Annotated in this window: 17 protein-coding genes and 1 tRNA gene; 11 read left to right on the top strand and 7 right to left on the bottom strand. The window is 61.2% G+C overall.

Annotated elements, in window-relative coordinates; translation table 11 throughout:
* From ACJH7A_RS28900 to ACJH7A_RS28875, 6 genes are all read right to left on the bottom strand, one after another.
* Positions 1 to 967, bottom strand: a 967-nt coding sequence (locus ACJH7A_RS28900; protein ID WP_406803197.1) for a phage major capsid protein, incomplete at its 3' end; no start/stop codon positions are given.
* Between the two features lie 611 nt (positions 968 to 1578).
* Positions 1579 to 1983: a hypothetical protein gene (locus ACJH7A_RS28895; protein WP_212808085.1), complete on the bottom strand. Its 405-nt coding sequence runs from the start codon at positions 1981 to 1983 to the stop codon at positions 1579 to 1581.
* Complete coding sequence (locus ACJH7A_RS28890) at positions 1983 to 2285, bottom strand: hypothetical protein (RefSeq protein ID WP_406803196.1); 303 nt, start codon at positions 2283 to 2285, stop codon at positions 1983 to 1985. Before ACJH7A_RS28890 ends, ACJH7A_RS28895 begins: the two co-directional genes overlap by 1 nt.
* Positions 2279 to 3025, bottom strand: a complete 747-nt coding sequence (locus tag ACJH7A_RS28885; protein ID WP_212808086.1) for a hypothetical protein — start codon at positions 3023 to 3025, stop codon at positions 2279 to 2281. The genes ACJH7A_RS28890 and ACJH7A_RS28885 overlap by 7 nt, the downstream gene beginning before the upstream one ends.
* Positions 3026 to 3080: 55 nt before the next feature.
* Positions 3081 to 3329: a hypothetical protein gene (locus ACJH7A_RS28880; RefSeq protein ID WP_406803195.1), complete on the bottom strand. Its 249-nt coding sequence runs from the start codon at positions 3327 to 3329 to the stop codon at positions 3081 to 3083.
* Between the two features lie 146 nt (positions 3330 to 3475).
* Complete coding sequence (locus tag ACJH7A_RS28875; RefSeq protein WP_212814997.1) at positions 3476 to 3670, bottom strand: hypothetical protein; 195 nt, start codon at positions 3668 to 3670, stop codon at positions 3476 to 3478.
* Positions 3671 to 3767: 97 nt separating this feature from the next.
* On the opposite strand from ACJH7A_RS28875, the gene ACJH7A_RS28870 reads away from it, so the two are divergent.
* Positions 3768 to 4385, top strand: coding sequence for a hypothetical protein (locus ACJH7A_RS28870; protein ID WP_212808087.1), 618 nt, complete (start codon positions 3768 to 3770; stop codon positions 4383 to 4385).
* On the top strand, positions 4378 to 5562 hold the full coding sequence (locus tag ACJH7A_RS28865; RefSeq protein WP_406803194.1) for a tyrosine-type recombinase/integrase: 1185 nt from the start codon (positions 4378 to 4380) through the stop codon (positions 5560 to 5562). Before ACJH7A_RS28870 ends, ACJH7A_RS28865 begins: the two co-directional genes overlap by 8 nt.
* Positions 5563 to 5645: 83 nt before the next feature.
* Here the strand turns inward: ACJH7A_RS28865 and ACJH7A_RS28860 are convergent.
* A tRNA-Ser gene (locus ACJH7A_RS28860) sits at positions 5646 to 5711 on the bottom strand.
* Positions 5712 to 6206: 495 nt separating this feature from the next.
* On the opposite strand from ACJH7A_RS28860, the gene ACJH7A_RS28855 reads away from it, so the two are divergent.
* The 9 genes from ACJH7A_RS28855 (at position 6207) to ACJH7A_RS28815 (ending at position 16630) form a co-directional block, all read left to right on the top strand.
* Positions 6207 to 7394 (top strand): hypothetical protein, encoded by a 1188-nt coding sequence (locus ACJH7A_RS28855; protein ID WP_406803193.1) that lies wholly within the window; start codon positions 6207 to 6209, stop codon positions 7392 to 7394.
* Between the two features lie 1190 nt (positions 7395 to 8584).
* Positions 8585 to 8917 (top strand): hypothetical protein, encoded by a 333-nt coding sequence (locus ACJH7A_RS28850; protein WP_406803192.1) that lies wholly within the window; start codon positions 8585 to 8587, stop codon positions 8915 to 8917.
* 160 nt (positions 8918 to 9077) lie between these two features.
* Positions 9078 to 9866, top strand: a complete 789-nt coding sequence (locus tag ACJH7A_RS28845) for a hypothetical protein (RefSeq protein WP_406803191.1) — start codon at positions 9078 to 9080, stop codon at positions 9864 to 9866.
* Positions 9867 to 10072: 206 nt separating this feature from the next.
* Positions 10073 to 12559: a phage/plasmid primase, P4 family gene (locus tag ACJH7A_RS28840; RefSeq protein ID WP_406803190.1), complete on the top strand. Its 2487-nt coding sequence runs from the start codon at positions 10073 to 10075 to the stop codon at positions 12557 to 12559.
* Positions 12560 to 12881: 322 nt separating this feature from the next.
* Entirely contained in the window at positions 12882 to 13457 is a 576-nt protein-coding gene (locus ACJH7A_RS28835; protein ID WP_406803189.1) for a hypothetical protein, read from the top strand.
* Positions 13454 to 13747, top strand: coding sequence for a hypothetical protein (locus tag ACJH7A_RS28830; RefSeq protein WP_406803188.1), 294 nt, complete (start codon positions 13454 to 13456; stop codon positions 13745 to 13747). The genes ACJH7A_RS28835 and ACJH7A_RS28830 overlap by 4 nt, the downstream gene beginning before the upstream one ends.
* 2 nt (positions 13748 to 13749) lie before the next feature.
* Positions 13750 to 14562 carry an HGGxSTG domain-containing protein gene (locus ACJH7A_RS28825; RefSeq protein ID WP_406803187.1) on the top strand — a complete coding sequence of 271 codons (813 nt, stop codon included), beginning with the start codon at positions 13750 to 13752 and terminating at the stop codon, positions 14560 to 14562.
* Positions 14563 to 14723: 161 nt separating this feature from the next.
* Positions 14724 to 15374 carry a recombinase family protein gene (locus ACJH7A_RS28820; protein ID WP_406803186.1) on the top strand — a complete coding sequence of 217 codons (651 nt, stop codon included), beginning with the start codon at positions 14724 to 14726 and terminating at the stop codon, positions 15372 to 15374.
* Positions 15375 to 15376: 2 nt separating this feature from the next.
* Positions 15377 to 16630, top strand: coding sequence for a tyrosine-type recombinase/integrase (locus ACJH7A_RS28815; protein ID WP_406803185.1), 1254 nt, complete (start codon positions 15377 to 15379; stop codon positions 16628 to 16630).
* Positions 16631 to 16653: the final 23 nt, after the last annotated feature.

The following is a 16653-nucleotide window of genomic DNA, read 5'->3' as shown; positions in this document are numbered from 1 at the left end:
ACTCGGCACCGACCGAATCAACTGGAACGGAGGTCGCCTGAAACAAGCCGATCCACAGGTATTGACAATTCCTCCCGGCGCCGTAGGTAGTGCCGATGTTCGGATCCAGCGCGATGGGCAGGCCCTGCATCGAACCGACGAAGCCCTCAGGCGTGACGCGCTCGAACGCGGCGACCGAGTTCTGCGGGCTCTGCGCCGACGGCACGACCAGAGGCCGCTGGTTGGCGTCCAGGATGCCGGTCATCCAGGCCCACCGACGCGGGTGCATGGCGATGTGCTGTGCGGCCTGCATGCGGCCGGTGTTCACGCGCTGGATCGCGTCGGCGACCGCGGCGTAGAACTTCGCCAGGGTGACACCGCCCGTGATCGCGACCGTGCCGATGCCCGGGGTCGCGTGAACGCCGAGCATCTGACCCGCAGCACCGGTACCACGCAGGGTCTGGACGTCCAGCTTCATCGCGTAGTCGGCGTACAGGTCCTGAAAGATCACCTCGTCGTAGTTGACGGGCGACTGCTCCAGCAGCTGCAGCGAAACGTCGGTGTCACCAGCGATGGTGCGCACCTTGGCTTCGATCTCATCCTCGTCGGGATCAGCGCTCGCCACCGCGGTGTTCTCCGCCGCCTGGATGCCGACCGACGTCCCGGACTTCATCCGGGGGAAGTTGATCGAGTTCGTACCGGCCGGCAGCGGCTGATTGGTCGCCAGGTTGGCGTAGACGCGGGACGCGCGGGCCAGCGCCACGTACTGGTCGACCAAATAGATGGGCGGAACGAAATGCCCACCGTTGCCGGGAGTGGTATCCAGCGCGCGATAGGCCTTGTCGGTCGCGACGTCGGTTTTGTGCCGGCGTAGACGCTCGTCGGCCTCGACGTGGCCCCCGCTCCGCATCGATGATCGGATCAGGTCGCGGAAGTAGGACTGGCCGCCGCCCTTGGCGTACGTCGCCGGCTCCTTTACCGAAAACATTGTCACTGTGGCTTGACCTCCTGAAGTTGTGGATTGCGACCGAGGCTCGCTCGGGCTGACGTCGGGTTCCTGGTCCAGCGACGGACTCTGGGCGGACTGCCCGGCGGCTTCCCGCTTCCGCTGAATGACCTCGGCCTCGTAGGCCGACGGGCCATACCTGCCATCCCCGCGGTACGTCAAGTCGTCCACTTGGTGCCACCCTTCAAATCTGTTGTCGCGCAGCTACTACTGCGTTCACTTCGTCCTCCGGTATCCACCAACGTCCGGACTTCCGGAACGCCACCCGCGCGAAACATCCACGCCGGCAATGCCATCGGACTGCGTCCTGCGTAATGCCGAGCTGCCCGGCCGCGGTTGCGACGGATACCACTGCAGTCGAATCGTGCGGCAACGCCTCACCATCGATTCGCGCGCTCGCGTTCACGCGAGGCTCAGCACGAGCCCTGCTGTGGTAGTCCAATTCCTGCCGCAACTCGCGGATCGAGGCCGGTAGAACGCTGCTGCGCCGGCGTAGAAGCTCCTCGAGCACGTCGACTACACCGACGATCTGCGCTGCGACCCGCCGCGAGATCATGACCCCGCTGACACCGGCAACCTCGACGACACGCTCTTCACCCACCAGGCGCCGCCTCTGTGGCGGTCTCGATCATGCCTGGGAGCAGCACGATCAGCCGGTGCACGCCGCCGCCAGGGCAGGGTATGCGCGCGAGTTCCGGGTTGTAGCTATTGATTTCGTTCAGCGGGTCGGGGTGCCAAATCATCGCATAGGAGCAGTCGCAGGTTTCGAAGTCGACGACAGAGGCGACCGGCCAACCCGTGGAGTACCACTCGATGCTGCCCGATCGAGTCATGATCGCGCCGATCTCCGCCGCGGTTGCCTCGAAGCCACTCGCGACGGCCCGCAGCCCAGCGTCACGTCCGGCGGCACGCTCGAAGGCACCGGCGGCCATTCCTACGGCCCGCCAGCCGATGGCCGCCGCATAGCGCAGCCAGTCGGCGTCTGAAATGTCGCTCATCAGTCCTCCCTCGTGTAGCGCGGCTCGGAGAAACTGTCAGCGCCCGAGTTGTGCTTCCGAGCCGCGATGCAGTCCGTCGGGGACCACGCCACGCCCGAGCCTTGACTCGAGGCTGTAGAGGCGCTGCCGCCCCGAGCGGCCGCAGCCATGCGGGCGACACACGGCACGCGGCGGTCACGGACGCGCCGGATGCCATCGGCAGTGACGCAGTACTCGCCTACCTGGGCGCCGCAGTTCGGGCAGGCGATGTGCAACGCGCCGGTCGCTTCGTAGGCCGGGTAGGCCTGCTCCCCGTTCACCATGCCGTCACCTTCCCGTGCTGTGGGAACTCGGTGGTCCAGCACCGCATGCATAGGTCGTGGCGGTGGCTTGCGGGGGTTCGCCGCTCAGGTTCGATATCGCTGCCGCATGCCGTGCAAAGCGGCTCAGCGTCGTCCTCAACTACATGCTCATGTACATGCTCATGCTCACTGGGGGGTATCGGATGGGGTATCGCGTAAGAGATATCGGATGGGGTATCGGATATGTCTTCCAGTACGCCGCGAGTGAGCATCGATGCCTCGAATTCGGCAAGTGCTCGCGAAACCGATGTGTTCCATTTCGCGGCGTTCGCCGCAGCCTTGTCGTCGTCCGACGGTATGTCCCGTAGTGGTGGGGGGTACTTCCGGAACTGCTGATAAGCAGACTGGCGCAATCGCTGAGAGCGCAACCCGGTGAGCGCCCGTGCGACTGACGCGTACTTCTGAGGGCCACCCCGCGCGGCGCCGTCAAGGTCCAGGAAGGGCCGGATCCAAAGCTGACCCTGGTCGTGGTCAATCCAGCCAGCCTCTTTCAGGGTGTGAAGATCCGCGACGATCGTCAGTTCATCGAGATCGCCTGTCGCAGAGGCCCACTCGCTGAAATGGATGCCGATCGTGCCGGCCATCGACAGGTCGGGATGAACCCACAGCCACATCAAAAGACGCTGCGGCCCCGAACTTAAAGCGCGAAACCCTTCATCGTTGAACAACTTCCCGGGAAACACTGCTTGCGCGCGCGCCACTGGGCCGTCACCTCGACTTTCGATGTGGCCTGCGTGGTGGATAGGTGCGGCCCACTTATCCGGCGTCCCCTCCGGTGCAGAGTTCACGCCGCCGGCTCGAACGGATCAGGCGGAAGAGCGCGATTACGGCGTCGATCTCTTCAGGGTGGAACTCGTCCGGCAAGGCTGCGGCTTCGGCCTCGAGAGGGTCGACCGGCGAAGGCGCGGGGCAGGCTGGGCGCGGCGTGCGCGATGCTTTCCCGCCGACAACGGTCAGCTTCGGGCGAGCCGAGACGTTTGCGTCGTCAGGCGTTATCGTGGGCATGGGACTTCCTTTGGCGGTCGTGGAGACTGCGCGGTCGTTCTGGACGAAGGGCCTCGATTGCAGGGAGGCCTTTCGTCAAGTCGGGGGTGTTGTCGTCGTCGACCAGGCCGAGGTCGCAGTGGTCAGCCTGTGGGTAGTGCCGCAACTCAGGCGACCTCGCCGTTGCTGGCGGCCTGCTCCAACTTGGCCAGGAACTCGTCGAGTTGGCGGTCGGTCGAAAATCGCCGCCGACCAATCCTGATCCAGCCCAGCGATCCGTCCGCCCAGAGCGCGAAAACCTTTCTGCGGCTTACGCTCAGGCGCTCCATGATCTCTTCAACACCGTTGCTTTTGTTGACCATGACCCCGTTCCTTGTTGCGTGTCGCGAATAATGCGTACTACGCAAACCGTAATCAAGCACTTCGCGGCACGCAAGTGCACGCGCTAGAGTTCTGCGCATGGCGCATGATGATCAGCACGCTGATGATGACGGGAAACGATGGGCCGAATCGCTCGTCAAGCGAATAGGTGCGACGGCCAAAGAGTTGCGGTCGTCGCACTCTGCACGTTGGATCAGCGACCGCACCGGTCAGCTCGGGTTCCGGATTCCCGCCACGGTGATCGCGAAGCTCGACTCGGGTCACCGGGGCGGCGTCCTGAGCGTCGCCGAGCTGATTGTCTTGGCAGCTGCGCTCGACGTCTCACCGCTAGAACTTTTGTTGCCAACGGGACCGACGCAGCCGGTTGAAGTACTCCCGGGGACAAGCATGAGTCAGGAGGACTTTGTTGGATGGTTCACTGGGACTTCGGATCTGACACCGACCGGCATTCGGGACCGCGACGCGCATCAGCGGCTGTTGCTGGCTGCCCAGATCAATGGCATTGACGACGAGCTGAAGTCTTTGCGTGACGGACTCGCGCGGGTTGAAAAGGCTCCGCTGTTGCTGGAAGCGCAGTACCGCAAGCAGCTTGAAGCCGATGCCGCGCATTATCGGGGGACTATTCGGTCGCTGGAGCAGCGGCGCAAGATGCTTGCTGCGGCGCTTGAACGGAGTGGCGAAGATCTAGATGCCTAGACAACGGCTCGCGCCGGGCGAGCACGGAAAAATCACCAACGCACGTCGTGGTGAAATCTTCTCGGCCACAACGTATGTGCGACTTCACAACGGCAAGCTGAGGGAGCGCGAAGCCACGTCGCGGAAGTCGGCGGAGGACGCGCGCCGAGAACTAAAGCGGCGCATACAAACTGAGCTAGAAGCCGGTGAACCGACCGGCGTAATCAACCGCTGCACAACGCTTTCCGAACTGTTCCAGGCGTGGGTCCCAGTCAAGGTGGCGGAGGATCGGATCGGCGAGCGGACCGAAACTATCTACCGAGATGCGTGGCGGCTGCACGGCGAGGAGCAGCTCGGTGCGCTGCGGATCGCGGAGCTGACGACCAGCCGTGCCGACGCTCACCTCAAGGCACTGCCGACGTCGGCCGCCACCTACATGCGAATCATCCTGGTCGGCATGTACGGGCTCGCAGTCAGGTTCGATTGCTGTCGGCACAACCCAATCCGGGAGACCAAGACTGCCAAGGTCGAACGCAAACGAGTGCGCGCGCTGACCGCGATCGAGTTCGAACAGGTGCGCCACGCCGTCAGGGCGTTCTGCGACCGCAAGGGGCCGGGGCCGCGTCGGGCTCCGATGCTGCCGGCCTACGTCGAGCTGCTCGTTGCGACGGGAGCGCGGCCGTCCGAGGTGCTGGCGATCCGGTGGGAGGACGTTGACCTTCTCGCTGATCCTCCGACCGTGACGATCACCGGGACGGTGGTGGAGTCGGGCCGGATCGCGGGCAAGCCGATTCACCGGCAGCCATGGAGGAAAGGCCACACGCCAGAGCACACTGTGACGCTGCCGAAGTTCGCCGTGAAGGTACTCACCGACCTGTACGGGGTTACGGGGCCAGACGGCGGCACGGACGGCGTCGTGCTCACCAATCGCAACGGTGGACTGCTCAGTCGAGCGAACATCGCGGACTCGCTACGGCAGGCGCTCAAGCCGCACGAGCACCTCCGCTGGTTCCATCTGCACGCTGGGCGCAAGACCAATGGCACGGCTGTGCGTGACCTGCTCGGGGTGGAGGCGGCACAGCAGCAACTCGGACACGCGCAGATCGCGACGACCGAGAAGCACTACGTGCAGCGGGTTACCGCGGGACCGGATACCAGTGCTGTGCTGGACGAATGGGCTAGCAACGGGACTGGCTGACCCAATTTACGGGGAAAATACGGGATTCGGCCGATTCGACGTTGGTCGATGGACTCGCGATAGGGCCCTGACCTGCATGTGTGTGGAGCCGATGACGGGAATCGAACCCGCGTATTCAGCTTGGGAAGCTGTTACAGCTAATTTTCGGCAAGCCTGTGGCCTGCGGGTATGCGATGCGGTTCGCCACCAAATCAACTGTGGCACAACTGAACCCGCTAGGTATCCGCTCGATACCGGTTAGCTATCCACCAACCAACCGGCGGTAATCCGCACCAATAGCAACGAACGAAATCCGAACATCGAGCGAATGGCCCTGCGCTGGGAGCCTGTTTGCTGGTCGCCGCCGCGACACAGCGCCGCTGGCTAGCCGGACACGCCGCGACCGTCTGGCGAGGCGACTGCACCGCCCTGGCCGACACCGCTGCCGAGGGGCGGTCAGACACGCCCGCCCGACACCTGGCCGAAATTGCGCTGATTCTCGCCTGATTGAATGCGGTTATTCAACCTATTGATATGGAATAGCCATTGAATTCGGACACAATCGCCGCGCGCCATTCCGTCAGGTGACAAATTGCGCGTATAGTCACGGGCACCAACTACACAACGGCCACGGCGGGCCATGATTTAGACAAGGAATTCAGTTTATGCGCTCGCTTGAAATGGCCGGAATTGCCCTCCCGAATTGGGCCACTACTATTCGCCCGATTTTCGGTAGCGATGGCGCTGGCGGTGTGCATACCGCTGGCGACGATATCCATGCGCTAGTCCGCTCTACCGCCGATGGCGTTTCGCTTGACCAACTATGGAATGACTACCGCGATCTATTGTCGCTGGTCAACCAGCACCGCAGCGCGATCGTTTCGCATCTGTCTTACGTCACGACTGCGGCTGCTGATGCCGTGCCGCAATCGGTCGAGGAAATCGCAGTTGAGGAAGCGTCTGAATTCGGTGAGCCAAAAGCCGCGCGGCCCGGTTCTGCGCTGGTGGTCGGTTATACGTTCAAGGATTACGACATTGCGACGCGCTACACCTGGCGATTCCTGCGCGATGCAAATCGCCAGCAGATCGACCACGTAACCGACTCGATTGTCGAGGCTTTTAATCGCAATGAGGCGCGCCAGGTGCTCAAGCGAATTATGACGCCAGCCGAGGGGTCGAGCCCCGAGAACAACCGCGTATTTGGCTTGTGGAATGGCACCGATGGCCTTGCCCCATTGCCTCATTTGGGTAAGACGTTCCCCGATACCACTAGCCACTACTGGGCGAGCGGAAACGCTGTGCTCGACAGTGCCGACATTGAGGACGCAATCAGCGCGATCACGGTCAAGGGCTACGGTCGTCGTGCTGGCTCGCGAATTCTGGTGTTCGCCAATGCCACCGAGACCGACAAAATCGCTGGCTGGCAATCCGGTGCCGAGTCCCGGCCCGGTGGTCCGGTTGCCAAGTTCGATTTCATCCCGAGCGCCGATGCCCCGCCGTACCTCACGACGAAAACGATTGTCGGCGCGACCGCACCGGCTGATCTGGACGGCCTGCGGATCACTGGCAGCTATGGCGATGCGTGGATCATTCCTACCGAATTGATCCCAGCGGGATACGTGCTCGTGGTCGCCAGTGCTGGCCAGAACAGCCCGAACAACGTGTTGGGTTACCGTCAGCACCCAGACACGGCATACCAGGGAATCAAGATGATTGCCGGTGCTGGCCGGTACCCGCTACAGGACGCATTTTTTACGCAATCGTTCGGTGTGGGTGTGCGCAACCGGTCCGCAGCTGTCGCCATCCAGATCACGGCCAACGCGAGTTACGCCGCTCCAACGTTCCCGGCGTAATCGACATGCCCGCACCTTTCGGTGGCTGGTCGCCCCTGTGGCGCGATGACTACGCACAGCGCGAAATGCAGCAAGAAAACTCAGGCGCTGAGTTTACGTTGCGGCCAGGAATGAACCCGCTCACCCATCACGGCAAGGCCGCGAGCCAATCGCTACCTGGCGTAGACCGAGAGGACTGACCCCAATGACCACCAAAAAGGGGAAACGCCGTAAGCGCGCCAAGTCTGGCCGTTTCAAGAAAAGTAGGCCACGGCCTACGACTCACGGCCACAGCGATTTTCCAACTGAATAGAGAACCTGGTCACCCGCCGAGGCGCTAGTAAATTGCGTCGAACCGTTGAAACCGCTTGGCGGGCGACCATGCCGGTTGGCCCGACGCTTCAAATCACCGCTGCGTACTCAGTGGATTTGTTCGGGCCAACCGGCAACCACCGGCCCATCGTGGCCACACAGATTTCGCCGGGGGAGCACCGGCGAGCACAGCATCGGATCACGTGCGGTAATCGTGACTGAGCCATCGGAAACAGAGCCTTGCGCCCGGTGCTGAGAGAGCGAGCGAAATCGCAATGGCCCTCCCGGCCACACATTGCGATGTGCGTGGGGAAAACCACCGCAGGCAGACCGGCCACGACATTCGCGAGCTAGAGCGGTATCGGTACCAATTGACTTGTCTTGGCCGATATTTGCGAGGTACTACCTGGTGTTGACGTGTCCGCCAGGTGGTACCCCTTACTCGTTTCATATACCCAATGCTGGCCCGATTTCGCGTGTTCCGCTCCTCCCTGACCCCATAGCGGGGCACCGCGATTTTCGTGTCACCGGGACCGACTTAGCCGGTCAATTCGTTTGATGTGCGATCTATTGTGAAACAGAAATCTTGTGTCGCTGGCGGTGATTTCACCGGCCGAATTCGTTTGCTGCACGATTTTGCGCTGTTTGGCCGGCGGTTGGCTACTAGCCAGGATATTCGCAGGTCAGCGCGGCCACTGCGGCGACACCAAACGGATTGACGCGGATACTTGCGGTTAGCTGCGGACATCGCTAGAGTCAGTGTCAGTCGCTCCAATTGGCAAGTGCCCGCGACGATTCCAGGCAGAAGCCCCGCACTCGGCAATCGCCCCCACGCCACCATATTTCGGCGATTTCGGTGCACTGCGCTCAATCGCCAGTCAATTCACTTGGAGCACAGCATGTCTCGTACGCAAGTCAAGAAATCAAATGCTGGTCGCAAGCCGAAACCGCCGCCGCGCCAGTATTGTGACTACACCGAGGAAGAGCGAGCCGCACGCCTTACCTACTCGGAGATTCCGAACAACGCAGGTTCTAACGCTGCCGCACAACGCATTACGGCACTGTGGGGGTTTGAGGTCTCTCGCCACACAATCGAGCGTGATACCGAAAACCGTTCACTCACTATGCATTTAATCGCCGGTCGTCGCCACTACTCCGACCGCGCGCTGTATGACTACGTGATTCTCAACAGCAGCACCACTGCGCCACGGCGCGCCAAGGTTGGTGTGTAGCAATGATTCCCGTTCCAGACATATCAGAGGACAGCTTTTCATCCTGCGAAACGCAGACCGAAAAGTGTTTGGCAGAAACGAATCTTGCGCTCTGGGCCATCGTTGAACGCCTAGATCTATTGATCGCGACTACCCGACAGAACGAAAGCGAGTAATCACTATGGGTTTCAACATGACTGACGCAATGACCGCAGTCGAGCACATCGCGGTGCTCGACCTTGCCGACCCCGCCAGGGATTCCGCAGCGGAGCGCCACAGCGCCGTCGTCTCCGAAATCACTGATTTCACAGAGAATTACGCCGAAGCTAACGGGTACCACCTGGCAATGATTCCGTGGGCCTTGCCGGTCGTGCGCGAGCTGGTCGAGCGACTGGCCACCGATGCCCGAGCGGTTTTCGCCAGCGACCCGAGCGACGATTTGCCCCATGGCGCAATGGTTGACGACGACTCAATGCCGATGGGCTGCACCGTTGCGCCCGACTATTGCCCCGACCCTCCGACTGCGGTGCCTGTGGTGCTATTCCGACGCAATCGGGTTGTGCAGTCCGCACGGTGCGACGGTGCTACCGGCAAGCTGATTCCCGCCGTGACCGTTGATGCCATCGAACGCCATTACGCTTTCGGGTCGGCAACGCTGCCAGCCATCACAGCCGAGGCACTGACGTACGCACGCGACGAAAAGGGCTGTGATCTAAGACTGTTCGTTGGTGGTGGTCAATTGCACGACTCGATGACTGCGCAGTCACGCCGGTCTGTGTGGCCAATCGCTCACGGTGAGCACCTGGTGATCCTGCGCTATTGCTCCGAGTGCATGGCCGTCCTGATGGAGCGCGCGCAGATCGGCCCGTGCAGGATCGAAACACCTTGGGGCATTGGCCACTCAATTTCCCTGGTCAGTCTAGCCCCGGAGAACGAAAACCGTTGTAGCGCAACACGCCGACTTGGCTAGTCAGTTCGTCACAAGCTGACCGCCTGGCAGTTGTGGGCTGTGCACTAGCCAGACACGACGGCGGACGAAACATCTTGGCTAGCTGAGTGATTCGCCATCGCGCCGGTAAATTCGACAGACCACGCTAGAACGCCGAGACGACAAAAGAGTGGTCCCGCTGGGTGTCGCCAACCCAACGGGACCGTATCCCCAACAGAAGGAATGACATGAGTGTACCCGCTGACTCCGACAACACCGGGTCAGAACACGCAGCGAAATTCGCGACGAAACGCCGAAAGCTCGGCGCACCTTTGATTTTGGTGACGGACGAGACGACGCGCGAAATCGGTTGCAACGGTCTGGCACATGACGGGCCGATACCTGACGATTCCTGGACGGAATCAGATGAGTTGCCGCGCTTGACTATTCCTGATGTGAATGGCATGGAACCGCTACCAGCCGCCTTGGCCTATGCCGACGCCGGTTGGTACGTGGTACCTGTTGCGGTCAAGTCGAAGAATCCCGGCTCAATTGTCGGGAAGTGGGCCGAGTTGAGCAGCCGCAATCCCGACCAAATTCGGCAATGGTGGGCCAAGCACCCTGATGCCGGTATCGCTGCACACGTCGGCAAGTCCGGTGCCGTGGTATTCGATCTGGACCAGAGCAGCGCGGACGGGATACCTGCGTCGTTGTGGGGCGGTCTGCAAACCGGCATGGTCCAGCGGTCGCGCCTTGGCGAGTCGGTGCGCGGTCACTACGTGTTCGCGTGCGAGCCGAATGCGTACTCAAACGCTGCCGGTGGTTTCATGCGCTACGGCGAGGTTCGCGGACGCAATGGCGTGATCATCGTCGCGCCGAGCGTCCATGAGAAAGCCGATGAGGGTGGTTTCTACCGCTGGGAGACCGTGGGTGAGGTTCCCGAGCTGCCTGGCGTGCTGCGCGATCTGCTCACCAAATCTCTGCCGGGGGATGAGTACGCCGACCCGAAATCTGTGGACGAACTGCGCGAGTTCCTGGCCGCGCACACCGCAGACAATCGCGGGTATGCGCTCAAAGGTCAGCTGACCGCTTTCACCACCGATACCGCTGCCGGTGCATCCCGCCACGAATCGGCTTGCAAGGCGTTGGTGTGGGCGTTTCGCGAGGCAATAGCCGAGTGCTACCCCGCACAGAGCGCATACAACGAACTGCGCGCAGCGTTCGAAGCGGTCAAGCCGGAATCGGTAAGCAATGGCGAGTTTGACCGGATGGCGTGCTGGGCTGCGGCTCAGGCCGAATTGGCCGACCCCGGCGAGACCCGACGACGCCTAGACCGCAACGTGTGGCCAGCGCCGGAAACGCCGCTATTGGTGGCCGAACGGATTGCCGAGCTTGCCGAGGCGGGAGGGAGCCCGGTCAAGCGTTGGCGCGGCGGTTGGTATCCGTGGGACGGGTCGAGCTGGCCAGAGATTACCGAGGAAGCGCTGCGGGGCGACCTGTATCAATTGCTGGCCAAAGTGCAGTACGTCAAACGGGTGCAGGGTGTGCCGACCCTCATGCCGTGGAACCCCGACAAGGGCAAGCTAGACAAGGCGATTGACGCGCTCAAAGGTGTTGTTTCGCTGGCGAATGAGGTTGACGCACCGTGCTGGCTCGACGGTCGAGCTGTGCAGGTGATTGCGTGCCGAAACGGCCTGGTCAAGATCGCCGGCCGAGAGTTAATTGATTGCACACCAACATATTTCAATACGTCAGCGCTGCCATTCGACTACGACACGAACGCGCCGAAGCCGGTTCGCTGGCTGGGGTTCCTTGCGTCAGTGTGGCCCGATGACGCCGAAGCTGTTGCCCTGCTACAGGAATGGTTCGGATACGTGCTCAGTGGTCGCACAGATATGCAAAAGCTACTGGCCATCATCGGGCCGACGCGCAGCGGAAAGGGAACCATAGACAAGGTGCTGGCCGCGCTGGTCGGCAAGGCCAATTACATTGGCGCATCATCGAAGTCGCTTCAAGGCGAGTTCGGTCTAGAGCCGATGGTAGGTAAGTCGCTGGCTGTGTTCTCCGACGACCGGGTAACGGTGAACGGCAAGGCTTTCGTGGAAACGATATTGAAAATCACCGGCGAGGATGAGGTAACAGTCGGTCAAAAGTATCGCCAGGCGTGGACGGGCCGACTGCCTACGCGACTGATGTTGATGAGCAACGAAATCCCAACGCTGCCAGATAATTCGCGCGCGGTCGCGGCCAGAATGCTGTGGCTACGGATGACCAAATCGTTTGCCGGGCATGAGGATACGACCTTGGCCAAGGCGTTGCTTGGCGAACTGCCGTCGATTCTGCTGTGGGCGCTCGAAGGGCTCGATCGGCTGAATCTGCATGGTCGATTCACACACGCCGCCAGCGGCGATGTTCTGGGCGAATTCCTGGCCGACATCGCCGCGCCGATTGTCCGATTCGCTGACGAAATGTGCACGGTGTCTGCCGACGATTTACCAGATCCAAGTCTGTTTGCGAGCGGCATTGAGCTTTTCGCAGCGTATTCAACCTGGTGCGAGCGGCACGGACACAACCCCGGCAGCGACGTAGCAATGGGTAAGGCGTTATTCGCGGCTTTCAATGGGAAAGTTCGGAAGTATCGCCCTCGGATTAATGGCAAACCAACTTGGGGATACCAGGGAATCGCGTTGATTCCTAAACACTCGCGAATTGTGGCATCGGGTCCGGTCAGATGATCCAGAGACAAGGGCGATGATCCGGGTTGATCCAGGTAGCGATCTAGGTGGAAAATACCATCTGACCTGCACTGATCTAAGTGATCTATGTTCCTTTTTGACCTATTAAGTAAGAAGAAAAAGATAGAGATACACCACATATGTATATAGGCGACTGAGGTTTATACATGGCACATTGGATCACCTAGATCAATGCAGGTCAGACGGCATTTTCGCACTTGGCCCACCATGGAGCTGATCTAGGAACATGGATCACCTCCCGCCCTGGCTAGGTATGGAGAAAAACCAATTGAATACGGAATCAGTGAAGGGAGGCGACTAGATGCCCAAACGCAAAAAGCTAGCGATTAAGCCAGGCGAGCTGGCAATTGTGTGCGATGGGTGCACGGGATTGATTACCGGCGATGAGGGTTTCCTGACTGTGGTGCCGGGACTGGGAGGAATCAGGCGATGGCGCGCGTTTCACGACAACTGTGGATTGCGCGCCAAGAATCCAGATGTGTTGCGCGCTCTGGCGGGTTACGACTCAGCGCAAGGGAAATCGGTTGTGGTGGGGACTGGCGCAGTGGCGACCTATACAGAGCTGTTGACGACACTGGCCGAGCTGGCGCGGTGTCCTGAATTGGATTTCACGCAGACGGCATGGCCAGCGCTGTTGCAACGCTTGGCTTTTGATACCGATTGGGAGCTGACCGACGGTCGTGGCAAGCACGATTTGAGACGGGAGAACGCCACGTACATACAAGCGGCTGGCCTAGGGGTTAAGGGTGGCGCAATCAGTGTGGTGACCGATGCCGACCGGGAGCGAATGCGTCTGGATAACGAACGCAGTCAACGGCGCAGCGAACAACGCAGAACAGAAACGCAATTGGTCACGGAACAGGAGATAGCGGGATGACGCAATCAGTAAGCGAAATCGACAGTGGCGACTGGCCGTTAGGCCGTGCCAAGACAACGCAATTGGTGGCCGAGCTGGTCAAGTGCTCTGGTGGCGCTATCGGTAGCGATGAGCTCAACATCGCGGTAGCGGCTGTGGGCGAGCTATACACAGCGGCAAGCGTTTTGGAGCTGTGGGAGGCCGGAAACATCGAATTCGGCTGGGACGCCGAAGATGAGCAGCTGATTTTAGTTGACGCAAACAAGAGTGAGGCCGACCAAGATGGCCGGCTGATTTGGGAAAGGAAATAGCCATGAGTGACAAGCGACCCCATGACGGTACCGACCCCATGACGACCCCCGAGGCCGAAACCGGGTCGAAATTGCCTCAACCCCACGCCAAACGCCAGCCACCAAAAAGGCGATGCAAGGCACGAAATCGCCAGGGAAATCAGTGCGGTCAGGCTCCCGCGATTGGCCAGGACGTGTGCCGGTTGCACGGTGGAGCGAGCCCGCAGGCAATTAACGCGGCGCGGCGCAGGCTTGAGGCCGCAGCGGATCGCATGGCCAAAAATCTGCTGGACTTGGCCGACAACGAAACCGGCAAGACACCGAGTTACGTTCAATTGCAAGCGATTAACAGCGCTTTGGACCGCGCAGGCATTACCGAACAGAAACAACTTGAGGTCACGCTAAAGCCTTTTGAGGCAATGCTTTCCGAAATCGAGAGCGGTTCGCGTGAGGATTTCCGTCGCCAAACCAAGGATGAACGCGCAGGCCAATTGCCTGCCGGTTACACCGAGCTGGAAAGCGCTGACTCACCTGGCGGGCCACCGAGCGAGCCGACCGGTGTTCGCGTTCTGGGAGAGACCCCAACCGGCGAGCTGGTCATTGATGCCGAGCTGGTAGACGACGCCGAGTACCCGGCCAGCGCAGGCCAGGGCGAGCGAGACGACCACGGCCAGGCCGACTACGCCGCCGAGAGCCAAACGGGCCGTAGAGAATCAATGGGCAATTGCGCACCGACGTACATGCTGCCGAACGGTGGCTATATGAACACCGAACAGGCATTGGAGTACGCCGCCGAGGCCAACCGTTTGTATAGGCAAAGCTTGAACCGGGGATAGAGCGCAAGTGCGGGGCAACCCGTCGCAAATCCTTGGAACTGAGACGGGTTGCACTGTGCCCCAATTTGGCCACGAAATGCCTGGTGACTGTGTCTCACAACCTGTTTCAAAAGGGATTCGCAGAACTAGTCAGTTGCGCCATTTTGAGATAGATTCGGGGCATGACAGAGACCACGACGACGGGCCAGGTGATCGGGTACGCCCGCGTGAGCACCGGCCACCAGTCACTAGACGCGCAGACTGACGCTCTGAGTGCTGCGGGTGTCGAACCGACCCGTGTCTACTCAGACCAGCTTTCCGGCGCTCTACGGCGCGCACAGCGGCCAGGGATGGACGCGCTACTGGACTACGCCCGAACCGGTGACGTGATCGTGGTGACCGGTATCGACCGGTTGGGCCGTGACGCTGCCGAGGTAATGACCACGATTCGCGAGCTGACCGAGCGCGGCATTGTGCTGCGGTCCATTCGCGAGGGAATCGACACCGGCAACGCAACCGGTCGCATGATTGCCGGTGTGCTCGCAAGCCTGGCCGAGCTTGAGCTAGAGCTGATTCGCGAGCGCAAGGCAGCGAGTAGCGCAGCGCGCCGAGCGCGAGGTTTGAGTGTGGGCCGACCCAAAGCGCTCAGTGCGTCTAAATCGCAACTGGCACAACGGATGCGGGAATCGGGCGAGCCGGTGCCGGTGATCGCTGACGCTCTGGGCGTTAGCCGTGCGACGGTCTACCGCGTGCTTGGTGAAGCGAAAGATACTGCGGTGCAACAGGATTCGAACAATGAAACACGAAGCGACACAACGGAATTGGAGCGCTGACCATGGCACGTGCGATCACGCGGAAATCCGCCAAGGGCAACCGGCATACCGCCATGTATTGCGAGAGCGATGGCAGCGAGCGCAGCGCCGGGACATTCAGTAGCAAAAAGGCCGCTCTAGACGCTGCACGCGATGCGGAAACCCTTGTGATGCAGGGGAAATCCCCGGTGAGTCTGCGCAAGCTCGGTAGCGAATCGTTTGGCGTGGTTGCTGCCGAGTGGCTGGCCGGTCGCCACGATCTGAAACCCCGCACACGGCGCGGGTACGCGAACCTGTTGGCCACCAAAACCCGCGCTCACAAGACAATCGACGCCGAGACCAATTCGCTGGTCAGTACCGCAGGGCTCTCGATTGCCGCGACGTTCGGTGATCAGGCTGCCAATACGATCACGCGCACCGATCTGGACCGCTGGGTTGCCGACATGGCCAAGGCGGGCAAGTCAGTGAGCACGATCCGGCACCACTTTTTCGTGGTGAAAGCGGTGCTCGACCAGGCCGTAGCCGATGGGCGATTGCTCGGCAACCCCGCCGATCACGTCAAGCTCCCGACAGAGCGCACCGTGAGCAATAGCAATCCCGGTGTGGTCGATGACCCCGACCAATTCCTAGCGCCAAATGAGGTAGCCGCGTTGGTGGACGCGACCCCCTGGCCGTGCGCTGTCATGGTGCACCTGGCCGCGTGGTCTGGTCTGCGCGCTGCCGAGCTGGCCGGTCTGCAAATCCAAGACATCGAATGGCCGGTCAATCCTGGCGGCACGGTCTGGCTCAACGTTCGGCGAACCGTAGAGAATTCGGGCGAGCTGATGGCCTACGACACGACCAAGACCAAACGCAGTCTGCGCCGGGTGCCGCTGCGCAAGACATCAGCGGAGTTGCTACGGGATTACCTGGCCGTTCACCCGCGCCGTAATGAGCCCACAGCGCCGCTGTTCTGCGCTGTGACGCTCACGCGGGTTAAGCCGACCGGAAAGCGCGCACCGGGCACAGAAGACGGCAAGCCGTTGACGGCTGCGCAAAAGGCCGAGCGCCAGGCAATCGCCTTGGCCGCGCTTTCGGTGGCAGAAGCAACGCAGCGCATACAGCTCGACTGGTCGCAAATGCTGAGCCACCAGACGTTCTACAAAGCGGTGTTTCGGCCCGCTGTCTTGCGGGCCAATCGCCTTACCCGCGAAACCCTCACCGAGGGCCTTGGCGGGTCAATGGGGCTCTTCACAGATGAGGGTGTAGAGGTGGTTGGCGCGTCGTTGCCGGGATAGAGGTCGAGGTCTCTCGAAAATGA

It is taken from the genome of Mycobacterium sp. SMC-17 (genome assembly GCF_045310915.1).
GTDB lineage: Bacteria > Actinomycetota > Actinomycetes > Mycobacteriales > Mycobacteriaceae > Mycobacterium.
Note: the sequence above shows the minus strand (reverse complement) of the source record. Positions and strands in the feature narration are given on the sequence as shown.

Bases quoted from the DNA above. Each gene is read 5' to 3' on its own strand.
- ACJH7A_RS28895 (WP_212808085.1), bottom strand. From the start codon at position 1,983: ATGAGCGACATTTCAGACGCCGACTGGCTGCGCTATGCGGCGGCCATC.
- ACJH7A_RS28890 (WP_406803196.1), bottom strand. From the start codon at position 2,285: ATGGTGAACGGGGAGCAGGCCTACCCGGCCTACGAAGCGACCGGCGCG.
- ACJH7A_RS28880 (WP_406803195.1), bottom strand. From the start codon at position 3,329: ATGCCCACGATAACGCCTGACGACGCAAACGTCTCGGCTCGCCCGAAG.
- ACJH7A_RS28875 (WP_212814997.1), bottom strand. From the start codon at position 3,670: ATGGTCAACAAAAGCAACGGTGTTGAAGAGATCATGGAGCGCCTGAGC.
- ACJH7A_RS28870 (WP_212808087.1), top strand. From the start codon at position 3,768: ATGGCGCATGATGATCAGCACGCTGATGATGACGGGAAACGATGGGCC.
- ACJH7A_RS28865 (WP_406803194.1), top strand. From the start codon at position 4,378: ATGCCTAGACAACGGCTCGCGCCGGGCGAGCACGGAAAAATCACCAAC.
- ACJH7A_RS28855 (WP_406803193.1), top strand. From the start codon at position 6,207: ATGCGCTCGCTTGAAATGGCCGGAATTGCCCTCCCGAATTGGGCCACT.
- ACJH7A_RS28850 (WP_406803192.1), top strand. From the start codon at position 8,585: ATGTCTCGTACGCAAGTCAAGAAATCAAATGCTGGTCGCAAGCCGAAA.
- ACJH7A_RS28845 (WP_406803191.1), top strand. From the start codon at position 9,078: ATGGGTTTCAACATGACTGACGCAATGACCGCAGTCGAGCACATCGCG.
- ACJH7A_RS28840 (WP_406803190.1), top strand. From the start codon at position 10,073: ATGAGTGTACCCGCTGACTCCGACAACACCGGGTCAGAACACGCAGCG.
- ACJH7A_RS28835 (WP_406803189.1), top strand. From the start codon at position 12,882: ATGCCCAAACGCAAAAAGCTAGCGATTAAGCCAGGCGAGCTGGCAATT.
- ACJH7A_RS28830 (WP_406803188.1), top strand. From the start codon at position 13,454: ATGACGCAATCAGTAAGCGAAATCGACAGTGGCGACTGGCCGTTAGGC.
- ACJH7A_RS28825 (WP_406803187.1), top strand. From the start codon at position 13,750: ATGAGTGACAAGCGACCCCATGACGGTACCGACCCCATGACGACCCCC.
- ACJH7A_RS28820 (WP_406803186.1), top strand. From the start codon at position 14,724: ATGACAGAGACCACGACGACGGGCCAGGTGATCGGGTACGCCCGCGTG.
- ACJH7A_RS28815 (WP_406803185.1), top strand. From the start codon at position 15,377: ATGGCACGTGCGATCACGCGGAAATCCGCCAAGGGCAACCGGCATACC.